The organism is Ureibacillus thermosphaericus (assembly GCF_012396605.1).
Classification (GTDB): Bacteria; Bacillota; Bacilli; order Bacillales_A; family Planococcaceae; genus Ureibacillus; species Ureibacillus thermosphaericus.
Genome location: NZ_JAAXPW010000019.1, coordinates 1 through 13599 on the forward strand (window position 1 = coordinate 1; position 13599 = coordinate 13599).

Below are 13599 nucleotides of genomic sequence, written 5' to 3' on the forward strand. Positions count from 1 at the left end.
AAGAAGACAAGCTATTCACGGAAGTTATGAAAACTTGCGTCAATTATCTTAATTGAACCGCCGTATACGGAACCGTACGTACGGTGGTGTGAGAGGACGGGAGCTAATCACTCCCTCCTACTCGATTCTTGATAATCTTTATCCGTAAAGAAGATCGCCAATGTGCCAGGGCCGGAATGGGAACCAATCACAGCGCCCACCATCGTGACATCAAAGCCTTTTGGACGGAGCTTGTCTTCAATCAACTTTTTCACTTCTTCCACCGTGTCCAAATCATCCCCGTGGGAGATTCCGACGATTTTATCCGAAAAATCTCCGCCGCGTTCAGCCATGATGTCAACCATCCGGGCAAGGGCTTTTTTTCTTCCCCTTATTTTTTCAAGGGGAATGAGCTTCCCGTCCTCCACATGCAGGATGGGCTTGATGCTCAATAAGCCACCGAAAAACGCGCTTGATTTTGAAATGCGTCCGCCTCTTGCCAAGTAATCCAGATTTTCCACGGTGAAAATATGTTGCATATGTTTTGCGTAATTTTCCACTTTTTCAACGAGCTCATCGAAAGGGACTCCAGCATCTCTCAATTCTACGGCTTTTTTCACAACAAGGCCTTGTCCAAGGGAAGCACATTTCGTATCAATGATTTTTAATTTGAAATCCGGATACTTTTCCTGCAATTGTTCGGCAATCATGACAGCCGTGTTGTAAGTGCCGGACAGTTGGGAAGAAAAGCTGATATATATCGCTTCTCCTCCTTTTTTTGCGTATTCCTCAAAAGTATTTAAAAAGACTTCTGGTGATACTTGAGAGGTTTTGGGAGTAACTCCTTTTCTCATTTCCTCGTATAGTTCTTTAGGGTCGATGCCAATGACATCTTCATATTCTTTGTTATTCAGGTGAACACGCAGCGGGAATAATGTGACATCATGTTCTTCATAGAATTCTTTAGGTAAATCACTACCGCTATCCGTAAATAGTTTCATCTTTTCCTCTCCTTTCCATCCTTTAAAAAATCATAATACCCTTCTTCAAAATTAGTAAGAAGGGTGTTGATTTTTTGTGGAAAACAACAATGTGTTATTTTAATTTTAATCTTTCAATTAAGAAGTTCGCAATGCCATCTTCGTTATTCGTTCCTGTTACTTCATTGGCGATGTTTTTTAATTCACTGATGCCATTTCCCATTGCAACCCCAATGCCGGCGTAATCAATCATTTCTAAATCATTATCTTCGTCACCAAAGGCAATGATTCGTTCCCGTGGAATATTTAAATCTTTCGCGATAAGGGAAACACCGACTGCTTTATTTAATCCTTTACGAACTACTTCAACAATGTTAAAAGGTGCTCCCCAACGGCGATGTTCAATCAGCTCAGCATGCACTTCTTGTAAGTGTTGTCGAATTAAAGGTACATTTTTTTCATTAGCATGAATCAATAAGCTCGTTGGGTCCTCACTTAAGTTTCCACGTAAATTTCCAATCGTTACTTTTGGGTCACCCATTTTGAAAATATCCATCATCGTTGCATCTTCCACATGAATATAAACATCATCAATCACTTCAGCAATTAAGTTTTCGTATTGATATTTATCTACTGAGTCAATGACATCATGTACAACTTTCATATCAATTGGGGAATGGATTGCTTGCCAAGATGGGTTTTTCGGATGGTGTATATAAGCTCCGTTGAAATTGACAATCGGAGTAGTTAATCCCAATTCTTCATAATAAATATCGCTTGCACGGAATGGTCTTCCAGTGGCAATCATAATTTGATGTCCAGCTTCTTTTGCTTTCATTAATATTTGTTTTGTTTTTGGAGAAATCACATGATTGTCCGTTAATAAAGTACCATCCAAGTCTAATACAATTAAATGTTGTTTCATAGAAAGTCCCCTTTCTGTTCTTTCGATTTTATCGTGACATTACGTGTACGTCAAAATTTTGTCTCTATTGATATTTTTTGTTAACATAACAAGAGATAGCCTTTGAGGAGTGAATGTAATGATAATAAATGATGAATTATGGGAAGATATTCCGCTCATCCATTGTTATACCGAAGAAATGAATGAGTATTCACCTATTGTTATTTTTTTACATGGTTTTTTAAGTGCGAAAGAGCACAATTTACATTATGCTTATCAATTAGTGAAAAAAGGGATTCGTGTCATTTTGCCTGATGCTCTATTTCATGGTGGAAGAAGTGAGCAAATATCGGAAGAAAAAATGAACTTAAAGTTTTGGAGCATCGTAGTGAATTCTATACAAGACGTTGGCAAGATATACAATGAAATACAGTCTCGATTCCAACCAACGAAAGTAGGTATTGCGGGTACAAGTATGGGTGGAATTGTTACATGCGGCTGTTTAAAGAAATATAATTGGATTGATGCGGCTGGGGTATGTATGGGTGCTCCAGGATATATTGCATTTGCAGATTACCAATTGAAAGAATTTGAAAAGTTAGGAGCAAAACTTCCTTTTAGTGATGAACAAATCGAACAGATACATAATATGCTTTCTGAATATGATATAACAAAAACACCAGAACAATTAAACAACCGTCCTGTGATTTTCTGGCATGGCAAAAAAGATAAAACAGTACCAATCGAGAATGCTCTACATTTTTATGAATCAATACGTCCATACTATCAGCAACAAGAGAATTTGCATTTTGTAGTGGATGAAAATCAAGGACATAAAGTGAATCGCAGCGGTGTATTAGCTGTGACTGATTTCCTCGCGAAGCATTTAACAGGAAATTAAATTTTTGTAATTTTGTCGATTGTATAGTATGATGATTGAGAATGGTTATCATTTTGGACGAAAGGAGCAATGAGAGATGGCAATGGATGCGGATATGAAAGAAAGTATTCTTGGCGCTTTGGAAAACGTTATTGACCCTGAGTTAGGTATAGATATTGTCAACTTAGGTTTAGTATATGATGTGGATATGGATGATGAAGGAGTATGTAAAATTACAATGACATTAACTTCTCTAGGATGTCCACTTGGTCCTGTCATTGTTGATCAAATCAAAACGGTATTAAGCGAATTGCCTGAAGTAAAAGATGTAGATGTCAATATTGTTTGGAATCCACCGTGGAATAAAGATATGATGTCCCGTTACGCAAAAATGGCTCTAGGAATACGCTAATACAACTGGGGCAATCATAATAATTTAATATATGTATTTCTTTATATAATTTGGATAAACTAATAATCAAAAGATGAGTACGAATTAGGCATTTCCGACACCTTATGAAATGAAAAAGAGCGAATTGGAAAAACAATAGGTTTTCTAATTCGCTCTTTTTTTGGATTGGTTAATACTTAGTAGGAAGGATTAAAATTGTGCGGATATGATTTGAACTTGTGTAAATAATCATTAATTAGAATAAATACGGATTCAGCTTGTGTGTATGAGGAATCATTTTGTGCGGATAAAGTGTTTATTTGTGTATAGATTCAACCTTGTGTGGATAGTGTATCAACTTGAGAGGACGAGGAATTACTTTGTACGGATAAAGTGTTTACTTGTGTGTATAGGTTTTAGCCTCGTGCGGATAGCGTATCAACTAGTGTAGATAAGGATTCAGCTTGTGCAAATAGTGTATCAACTTGTGCGGAAAAGATATTAACTTGTCTGGATATTATCCAAATATATAAAAAAAGGACTGTCTATTTCACAGTCCCTCTAATTTGATTAATCGATGCGGCAAACGGATAGCGGACAGTTTTCGCAACATATTTCTTTCTTCAAATACTCTAAATTGTGAATGGTAATGATGCTTTTATCCAATGAAATAACTCCTTGTTTTTTTAGATCATTCAGCATACGATTCACCATTTCTCGACTTGTGGAGCAAAGATTGGCAAGATCCGAATTCGTTAAATTGAAATCAATGTAAAGATCGTTGTTTTCATTTAATTTGCCGTAAGTATTGGCAAGTCGAATAAGGGTTGAGTATAGAGCTCCTTTTTTACCGTGCATCACTAAATCCCGTAAAATACTTTGGGTTTTCAGATGTTCATTTTGTAGCCATTTAATATATTCAATCATTAATGTCGGTTGCTCAGTTAAAAGCATTTCTAATGAATCTTTTTTCATGGACAAAAGTTCAGTATTCATCATTGCTTTAGCAGTCATTGTATGATTGATAGGAGGACCAAAAACAGAACATTCACCGATCATGGAGTTAGGACCGCAAATTCTTAGAGTCAATTCTTTACCGCTTTCTGTTTCTTTGCTTAATTGTACGGCTCCTTTTTGAATAAGATAAAGTTCTTCTGCATTTTCACCTTCCTGGAAGATTTGATTTCCTTTATCTATTTTCAATAACAGACCATGTTCTGCAAATAGCGAATTGAAATTCATAGGAACCATATCGACTAAGACCATGCTATTCATCACATCCTTAATAATGATGTTAATTTGTCGGTTCCATTCAACGACACACATTTAAACTTATATATATAATACCACATTAATCTACTGTTTTTTTTGAATAATTTTGGAGATATTTTTTGCATTTCCATAATCGTAATCTTATAATCAAGTTAGTCAAAGAAGGTCAAACATATAAGAAGGTGATTGGATGCAATTACAACAGGAAGATAATCGAAGTGCATTAGAAAAATTTGGACGCAATTTAAATGAAGAAGTAAAAAAAGGGAAAATTGATCCTGTTATTGGCCGCGACGAAGAAATTCGAAATGTGATTCGTATTTTATCCAGAAAAACGAAAAATAATCCAGTGTTAATTGGAGAACCTGGCGTTGGGAAAACCGCAATCGTTGAAGGGTTGGCTCAACGAATTGTTCGTAAAGATGTGCCAGAAGGATTGAAAGATTGTATTCTTTGGGAATTAGATATGAGTTCATTAATTGCTGGTGCTAGTTTCCGTGGTCAATTTGAGGAACGTTTAAAAAGCGTGTTAAAAGAAATTCGGGAATCAGATGGGCGCATCATTTTATTTATTGATGAGATTCATACGATTGTTGGTGCAGGTAAAGCAGAAGGTTCAATGGATGCTGGGAATATTTTGAAGCCAATGCTTGCTCGTGGTGAACTTCATTGTATCGGGGCGACTACGTTAGATGAATATCGTAAATATATTGAAAAAGATCCAGCTTTAGAACGAAGATTTCAACAAGTGATGGTGAGAGAACCTTCTGTTGAAGATACGATTTCGATATTGAGGGGCTTAAAAGAACGTTTTGAATTGCATCATGGAGTAAGAATTCATGACCGTGCGATAATAGCTGCTTCTCAACTTTCAAATCGCTATATTACAGATCGCTTTTTACCGGACAAAGCCATTGATTTAATTGATGAAGCTTGCGCAATGATTCGTACAGAAATCGATTCCATGCCCCAAGAATTGGATGATGTGACTCGCCGCGTGATGCAACTGGAAATAGAAGAGCAGGCGTTAATGAAAGAAAAGGACGAGGCGAGTAAAAAACGTTTAGAAGCCCTTAGAATAGAATTACAACAACTAAAAGATGAACAAAAAGAATTAAAAAAGAAATGGCAATTCGAAAAAGAAGGTTTGGAGCAACTGCAAACAAAAAGGGCATTATTGGATGAGTACCGCCGTCAGTTTGAAGATGCACAGAGCAGGCAAGATTTGAATAAATTGGCGGAACTCCAATACGGAAAAATTCCTGCTGTGGAAAAAGAAATCAAACAATTAGAAAAAACTTTAGCCAATGCTTCAGAAAATCGGATTTTAAGAGAAGAAGTTACAGCAGAAGAAATTGCAACAATTGTTTCTCGATGGACTGGAATTCCAGTTACAAAATTAGTGGAAGGTGAACGGGAAAAATTATTGCGTTTAAAAGATACTCTCCATGAAAGAGTCGTTGGTCAAGATGAAGCGGTGAAACTCGTAACAGAAGCTGTATGGCGTGCACGTGCTGGCATTAAAGATCCTTACCGTCCAATCGGTTCCTTCATTTTCCTTGGTCCAACTGGAGTAGGGAAAACGGAGCTTGCAAAAGCATTGGCCGCACAATTATTTGATTCAGAAGATCATTTTATTCGCATTGATATGAGCGAATATATGGAAAAACATAGTGTATCACGATTAGTTGGTGCACCTCCAGGGTATGTTGGCTATGAAGAGGGCGGACAATTGACAGAAGCGGTACGTCGCAATCCATATTCTGTTATTTTATTAGATGAAATTGAAAAAGCCCATCCAGATGTGGCGAATATTTTGCTTCAAATTTTAGATGATGGTCGGATTACGGATAGCCAAGGGCGTCTTGTAAACTTTACGAATACGGTTATCATTATGACATCCAATATAGGTTCTCAGTATTTATTGGAAGCAGGCTCTCATGTTGACGAAGAGGTTGAAAATGTTGTAATGAGAGAACTTCGAAAACATTTCAAGCCAGAATTGTTAAACCGGATAGACGATATTATTTTATTCCATGCATTGACGGATGAACACTTTACTACAATCGCCTGGAAATACATTAAACAATTGCAACAACGAGTAGCTGAAAATGAAATTACGCTAATCGTGGATGATGAAGTGGTAAATTGGGTTGTAGAAAACGGTATTGACCCACAATTTGGTGCAAGACCATTAAAACGATTTGTGCAACGACATGTTGAAACGGCTGTGGCAAGAGAGTTGTTAAAGGGAGAAATTCTTCCAGGCGAGATGATGAGGGTTTCATTACTAGAAGGTCAATTAGTAGTAGCAAAAGGTGAATAAAGTACGTGTGAAAACGGCTAGAGCTCTTTTTGCTCAGCCGTTTTTTTAAAATAGGCGAAAATAAAATGGATTTTGATTAATAAAGCAAATCTAAGCTTCTCATTTTGATTGTTTGGCTAATAAGTTCTTAAGTTTGACTAATATCTTCCTCAGGTTGACTAATATCAGTTCGAGTTGGTTAATAAAGCAAATCATAGTTCCCTCATTTTATTTGCTTGGCTAATAAGTTCTTAAGTTTGACTAATATCTTCCTGAGGTTGACTAATATCAGTTCGATTTTGACTAATAAAGCAAATCACAGTTCTCCCATTTTGTTTGCTTGGCTAATAAATTCTACAGATTGACTAATATCTTCCTTAGGTTGACTAATATCAGTTCAATTTTGACTAATAAAGTAAATCTCTGTCCCCCCATTTTGTTTGCTTGGCTAATAAGTTCCAAAGAATGACTAATATCTTCCCCAAGTTGACTATTATCAGTTCGATTTTGACTAATAAAGTAAATCGCAGCCTCTCATTTTGATTGTTTGACTAATAAGTTCCATAGAATGTCTAATATCCACTTCAGGTTGACTATTATGAGTTCGATATTGACTAATATTCTCAAATCTTGGAAGTATCCACCTGTTTATCTATTCCTTGGCTATTATGTTCAAGCGAATACCTATACCGATAATTGCATAAATTAATAGTTAGAAAAATAAAAAACGAATGGGAAAGTTAGGAGTCCCATTCGTTAATTTTTTTGTACTTGTCAAAGCTGTTGAATAGATTATTGTTGATCTGCTTTAAGTTCTTTTGGAGATTCGCTAGGAATAATCGCAGCTACAACCCAAACGAGTACTGTGAAAATAACAGCAACTACTAAAGTTGTAACAAAGTCAAAAACTGTAATTCCTAAAATAGAACCAACTACGTAGCTTAACATAGAAATTAACAAAATTCCCCAAATGAATGACATAATATATTGCATTTCGTTTCACCTCTATCGAACTTTAATTACTAGTATATACTTTGCTCATCTTAATAATCATAACATAGTACGACAAAAATGAACAATAAACTTTTCGTACAAACAAATTTTTCTGTTGTGAATTTCATTATCATGGTCTATAATTAAGACCAACTACTAATCGTAAGTATTAAATTGGGGGTTAAATACCATGAATGCAGGAATTCTAGGATTAGGAAAATATGTTCCTGAAAAGATTGTAACGAATTTTGATTTAGAGAAAATTTTAGATACAAATGATGAATGGATTCGTACGCGTACAGGAATTCAAGAAAGAAGAATTGCTCGTGAAGATGAAGATTCCTCAGATATGGCATTTGAAGCGGCAAAAGAAGCTCTTGAAAACTCTGGGATTTCACCTGAACAAATTGGATTGATTTTAGTAGCAACCGTTACTCCGGACCGTGCTTTTCCAAGTGTTGCTTGTCAATTGCAAGAACGATTAGGAGCTAGCAATGCGGCTGCAATGGACATTTCAGCTGCCTGCTCTGGTTTTATTTATGCTCTTGCAACAGCGAAATTGTATGTGGAAAGCAACAGTTATGATTACGTTTTAGTTGTTGGTGCAGAAAAATTATCAAAAATTACGGATTGGAAAGATCGGAATACTGCTGTACTATTTGGTGATGGAGCAAGCGCTGCAGTTGTTGGTAAAGTATCAGAGGGCAGAGGAATTTTAGCATTTGAATTAGGGGCAGATGGAACTGGCGGAAAATATTTGAAGATGAACGACGAAGATTTCATCTATATGAACGGACGTGAAGTATTTAAATTTGCTGTGCGTCAAATGGGGGCAACAGCATTATCCGTTATTGAAAAGGCTGGATTATCAAAAGAAGATGTTGACTTCTTAGTTCCGCATCAAGCAAACATTCGCATTATGGAAGCAGCAAGAGAAAGATTAGAGCTAGATGAAGATAAACTATCAAAACGCATCCATAAATACGGTAACACATCATCTTCTTCAATCGGTCTTGCTTTAAAAGATGAACTTGATGAAGGAAAAATTAAAGATGATGATATAGTCGTTTTAGTTGGATTTGGTGGAGGACTCACTTGGGGCGGCGCCGTAATAAAATGGGGAAAATAATAGATTTTCATATTCCAGTTATAGTAATTTATAAGTATAGTAAATCCTAAGGGGGTACTAGAGATACATGAAAAGGAGAGTAGTGATTACCGGTATAGGTGCTGTTACACCACTAGGTAATACAGTAGATGAAACCTGGTCAGCAATTAAAGAAGGGAAATCCGGCATTGGGCCGTTAACAAGAGTCGATGCAGAATTATTCCCAGCTAAAGTTGCTGCTGAAGTAAAAGATTTTGATATTGAACAATATATTGATCGAAAAGAAGCAAGAAAGATGGACCGTTTCACTCATTACGCGCTTGCTTCTGCATTGATGGCAGTAAAAGATGCAGATTTAGTAATTAATGAAGAAAATGCTAACCGCGTTGGTGTTTGGATTGGTTCTGGAATCGGTGGGATGGAAACGTATGAACAACAATTTGAAGTGTTCCAAAAACGTGGTGCCCGCCGAGTAAGTCCATTTTTCGTTCCAATGATGATTCCAGATATGGCAAGTGGGCAAGTTTCGATTTATTTAGGAGCAAAAGGTCCAAATGCTTGTACTGTAACTGCATGTGCTTCTGGAACAAACTCTATTGGTGATGCTTTTAAAGTGATTCAGCGCGGCGATGCAGATGTCATGATTACGGGAGGAACGGAAGCTCCAATCGTAAAAATGGCTGTTGCTGGATTCTGTTCAAGCACTGCGCTTTCGCTAAACACAGATCCAGCTACGGCATCCCGTCCATTCGATAAAGAACGCGATGGATTTGTTATGGGTGAAGGTGCAGGTATTCTTGTATTAGAAGAGTATGAACATGCAAAAGCTCGCGGTGCAAAAATTTATGCGGAAATCGTTGGATACGGTGCAACTGGTGATGCTTATCATATTACAGCTCCAGCGCCAAATGGTGAAGGTGCTGCCCGCGCTATCCAGCAAGCTATTGAAGATGCGGGTATTGATCCTACAGAAATAGGATATATCAATGCTCATGGAACAAGTACACCATACAATGACTTATATGAAACAATGGCTGTCAAAACTGTCTTTGGAGACCATGCATATAAATTAGCTATGAGTTCAACAAAATCCATGACAGGTCACTTGCTTGGTGCAGCGGGTGGTATTGAAGCAATCTTTACAGCATTAGCATTAAAAGAAGGAATTTTACCACCTACAATTAACTTGCATAATCCAGATCCTGAGTGTGACCTTGATTATGTACCAAATGAAGCTCGTAAAGCAGATATTCAATATGCTATGAGCAATTCCTTAGGATTTGGTGGACATAATGCAAGCCTTGTATTCAAAAAAATAGAAGAATAAAAAAATTGTCGATAAGTAAAATGCGTTTAGCTCAAAGCTAAACGCATTTTTACTTCATTTGATGAATAATAAGAGTAGTAAAGGATGGTGGCTTGATATTTCGATTTATGCTGTTTTTATTCAGCTATGGCATTTGCGTTATTTCGGTAAGCAATCTTCTTTTATACTTAAACTATCGGACGCTTGGTTATTCTTGGCGCGCAGTCTTTTTTTATATTTTAGGTTCTCCTGAATTGTATTTAATGATCATATCATTAGTAATATTATTTATCGTGATATTCGACCTATTCCCATCGCGATTTCCATTTTCTTAACGGTTTCGTTTGCAATGGCATTGGCTTTTTCTGCACCTTCATCTAAGATTTTATCTAATTCTTCTGAATCGATAAGTTCGTTGAATCGTTCTTGAATGGGCGTTAAATGTTCAATTAAGCAAGTAGCAATTCCTTCTTTAAAGGCACCGTATCCAAGGCCTTCGTATTTTTTTACAACCTCATCAATGGATTTATTTGTTACTGCTGCTTCAATTGTAAGTAAGTTGGAGATACCTGGTTTCTTTTCTTCGTCGAAAGCGACAACACCATCTGAATCTGTAACGGCTGATTTAATTTTTTTCATGATTTCTTTAGGTGTATCTAATAAGCGAATTGTCGCTTTTGTATTTGGGTCGGACTTGCTCATTTTTTTCGTCGGGTCTTGCAATGACTTAATGCGAGCTCCTGCTTTTGGTAATTGAATTTCTGGAATTTTAAATACTTCACCATATCGTTTATTGAATCGTTCTGCCAAATCACGAGTCAATTCAATATGTTGTTTTTGGTCTTCTCCAACAGGAACGATATCCGTATTATATAATAGGATATCAGCAGCCATTAACGGTGGATAAGTTAATAGACCAACAGAAACGAATTCTTTTCCTTCCTTTGCTGATTTATCTTTAAATTGAGTCATTCTTTCGAGCTCACCAATGGATGAAATACATTGTAACATCCAGCCAGCTTTTGTATGAGCAGGTACTTCCGATTGAATAAATAACGTTGCTTTTTTCGGATCAATGCCCGTTGCAAGATATGTAGCAGCAAGGGTGCGAATGTTTTGTCGCAATTCTTTTGGATCTTGTGGAACGGTAATGGCATGTTGGTCTACTATACAGTAAATGGCATTTCCTTCATCTTGAAGTGCAGGGAATTGCATAAATGCTCCGATATAGTTCCCCAATGTAATAACTCCAGTTGGTTGTACTCCTGAAAAAATAGTCTTCATTAACACTACCTCCTATTTTTATCCATAAAAAAACATCAAACGACCAATACAAATTGTATTGGGACGAATGATGTATATCCGCGGTACCACCCAGTTTGCCTTAAACGGCCACTCTCGATTCTTCGTAACGTGAAGTGTACGAGCTTTACTACTCACTTTCGTAAAGCCAACTCGAAAGTCCATTCCATTTGCTCTGCGATCTGTTTTCACCTACCACAGACTCTCTAAACGCAGAAATCAAATGTACTACTCTTCGTCATCGTTGTTCAATGTATATATTCGGTAAATTATGAGTGAATTATAAAGTAATTCAAAGGAAAAATCAAACGTGAAAAATTTTTCATTTTGGAATGAGATGAAAAAGATTTGGGTAGTATGGTAGTAGGAAAATGTAAGGAAATTTTATTAATAAATATAGAAATTCTCGATTGTCGTTATCTAATTGAGAAAATGAATTGGAAGATAAAGGAGGGGAGAAAATACAACTTTAGTAGGAAATTTTATGTTAATTGTGAAAAAAAGCTAAGATTCACGAATGTTTTTTTAAATTTATCATATGAATATGTGAATTTTTCAATTATCCTATATTCAAAAGAAAAAGAATGTTGTATAATTGATACAGAATTTAAAATGATATTAATTCTAAATAAATAATAAAGCATAGATGCCTTTGATTTATATATAGAAGGGAAGTGTAACAATGATTGTAACATTATTTACATCACCTAGTTGTACATCATGTAGAAAAGCGAAAGCTTGGCTAGAGCAACATGATATTCCATATAGAGAACGAAATATTTTTTCAGAACCGCTAACAATTAGTGAAATTAAAGAAATATTACGAATGACAGAGGATGGAACTGACGAAATTATTTCTACACGCTCTAAAGTATTCCAAAAGTTAAACGTTGATGTGGAAAGTTTACCTTTACAAAAATTATATGAATTAATCCAAGAGCATCCAGGATTACTCCGAAGACCAATTATTTTAGATGAGAAGCGTCTGCAAGTTGGTTACAATGAAGATGAAATCCGTCGATTTTTACCTCGAAAAGTACGTGCTTATCAATTAATGGAAGCCCAAAAAATGGTCAATTAATCATATAATGTAGTGAAAAAGTGTAAATTCAGTCAACGTTTGTTTGACTTGTTTACGCTTTTTTTATTGCATTTTTATTATGAATTCCTTCATAAAGAAAATTCATCCTTTTTTCACTTAATACTTGATTTAATTGATATTGTCATCTACAATTTTGAATAATTCAAATAATTTTATTTGAAGGGTGTTTTTCCTTTTCATTTTCTATTAGTTCATCATACAATAGAATCATAGAATGAAACATAAATATTCATTAAGCGTTTTGTTCTGTATACCAAAGGAAGTAAAGGGGAAAGGCACTAAAGAATTGGGGTGTATTTTACTCCGATTCAAACATACTAAGTACACGCTTTCGGTTTTTCAACCAATGACTGTGAAGGGAGTTGAAGTCTCATGGACATCGAACGCGTAAATGAAAATACAATAAAGCTCTTTATCACATATCGTGATATTGAGGATCGCGGTTATAGCCGTGAAGAAATATGGTATAACAGAGCAAAAGGCGAAGAGTTATTTTGGGATATGATTGGTGAAATTAACACAGAAGAATATTTCGATTTAGATGGCCCAATTTGGATACACGTGAATGCTTCAGAACAAGGTTTAGAAGTAATCGTCACACGTGCCAATGTAAATGATTCAGATCCAAGCTCTCTGTTCTCTAATTTTGATGAACATCATGAAGCTACAGTTAACCATAAAGACCCGTTCAATCCCTTCGAAGATGATGATGTGTTAAATCATGAAGGAATTGCGAACATGTCATTATATAAATTCAAGGATATCGACGAAATTATTCCAGTAGCAAATCGATTAGTGGAGTACGGCTTGCACACTTCTTTATATAAATATGAAAATTATTACTATATTGCCATCGATTTTGCTGGTGTGAATGATAGTGCAACTCGTCAAAATATACGCTCGATTTTAAATGAATATTTAACAAGTTCAAAAATGACAATATATCGTTTAAAAGAGTACGGTACAGCGATCATGGAAGAAGATTGCTTGGAAACAATTGTTCATTACTTTAATTAAATGTGCCTAGGTGTAGGCACTTTTTTTTATGTTAATATTTTGAATTTCAGTTAATCTCCC

General features: G+C 35.9%; 12 protein-coding genes and 1 other annotated feature. Of the genes, 7 read left to right on the forward strand and 5 right to left on the reverse strand.

All coding sequences use genetic code 11. The annotated features are described in order from the left end of the window. Window positions 1-107 precede the first annotated feature (107 nt). The gene (locus HF990_RS08750; protein ID WP_168412428.1) at window positions 108-980 is read right to left on the reverse strand and encodes a DegV family protein; all 873 of its coding nucleotides are present in this window, start codon (window positions 978-980) and stop codon (window positions 108-110) included. Window positions 981-1074: 94 nt separating this feature from the next. Then, a complete protein-coding gene (locus HF990_RS08755) occupies window positions 1075-1884 on the reverse strand; it encodes a Cof-type HAD-IIB family hydrolase (protein ID WP_168412429.1) in 810 nt (269 codons plus the stop codon). 118 nt (window positions 1885-2002) lie between these two features. Between HF990_RS08755 and HF990_RS08760 the strand changes: the two genes are divergently transcribed. Further along, entirely contained in the window at window positions 2003-2764 is a 762-nt protein-coding gene (locus HF990_RS08760) for an alpha/beta fold hydrolase (protein ID WP_168412430.1), read from the forward strand. A gap of 76 nt (window positions 2765-2840) precedes the next feature. Then, complete coding sequence (locus HF990_RS08765; protein ID WP_016838215.1) at window positions 2841-3155, forward strand: metal-sulfur cluster assembly factor; 315 nt, start codon at window positions 2841-2843, stop codon at window positions 3153-3155. A gap of 549 nt (window positions 3156-3704) precedes the next feature. Here the strand turns inward: HF990_RS08765 and HF990_RS08770 are convergent. Next, entirely contained in the window at window positions 3705-4412 is a 708-nt protein-coding gene (locus HF990_RS08770) for a Crp/Fnr family transcriptional regulator (protein WP_408056483.1), read from the reverse strand. 184 nt (window positions 4413-4596) lie between these two features. Here HF990_RS08770 and HF990_RS08775 point away from each other — a divergent pair, with 184 nt between their 5' ends. Further along, window positions 4597-6732 carry an ATP-dependent Clp protease ATP-binding subunit gene (locus tag HF990_RS08775; RefSeq protein WP_016838217.1) on the forward strand — a complete coding sequence of 712 codons (2136 nt, stop codon included), beginning with the start codon at window positions 4597-4599 and terminating at the stop codon, window positions 6730-6732. Between the two features lie 771 nt (window positions 6733-7503). On the opposite strand, the gene HF990_RS08780 is transcribed toward HF990_RS08775, so the two are convergent. Further along, window positions 7504-7704, reverse strand: coding sequence for a DUF2929 family protein (locus HF990_RS08780; protein WP_016838218.1), 201 nt, complete (start codon window positions 7702-7704; stop codon window positions 7504-7506). A 190-nt stretch (window positions 7705-7894) separates the two neighbouring features. On the opposite strand from HF990_RS08780, the gene HF990_RS08785 reads away from it, so the two are divergent. Next, window positions 7895-8833: a beta-ketoacyl-ACP synthase III gene (locus tag HF990_RS08785; RefSeq protein ID WP_016838219.1), complete on the forward strand. Its 939-nt coding sequence runs from the start codon at window positions 7895-7897 to the stop codon at window positions 8831-8833. Window positions 8834-8900: 67 nt separating this feature from the next. Then, entirely contained in the window at window positions 8901-10139 is a 1239-nt protein-coding gene (gene fabF, locus HF990_RS08790; protein WP_096550515.1) for a beta-ketoacyl-ACP synthase II, read from the forward strand. Window positions 10140-10406: 267 nt separating this feature from the next. Here the strand turns inward: fabF and trpS are convergent, their stop codons facing one another. After that, window positions 10407-11402 carry a tryptophan--tRNA ligase gene (gene trpS / locus HF990_RS08795; protein WP_168412431.1) on the reverse strand — a complete coding sequence of 332 codons (996 nt, stop codon included), beginning with the start codon at window positions 11400-11402 and terminating at the stop codon, window positions 10407-10409. A 56-nt stretch (window positions 11403-11458) separates the two neighbouring features. Further along, window positions 11459-11671, reverse strand: a binding site (T-box leader). A 434-nt stretch (window positions 11672-12105) separates the two neighbouring features. Between trpS and spxA the strand changes: the two genes are divergently transcribed. Continuing rightward, window positions 12106-12501 (forward strand): transcriptional regulator SpxA, encoded by a 396-nt coding sequence (spxA, locus tag HF990_RS08800; RefSeq protein ID WP_172597913.1) that lies wholly within the window; start codon window positions 12106-12108, stop codon window positions 12499-12501. A 393-nt stretch (window positions 12502-12894) separates the two neighbouring features. Then, the gene (gene mecA / locus HF990_RS08805; protein ID WP_016838227.1) at window positions 12895-13539 is read left to right on the forward strand and encodes an adaptor protein MecA; all 645 of its coding nucleotides are present in this window, start codon (window positions 12895-12897) and stop codon (window positions 13537-13539) included. Window positions 13540-13599: the final 60 nt, after the last annotated feature.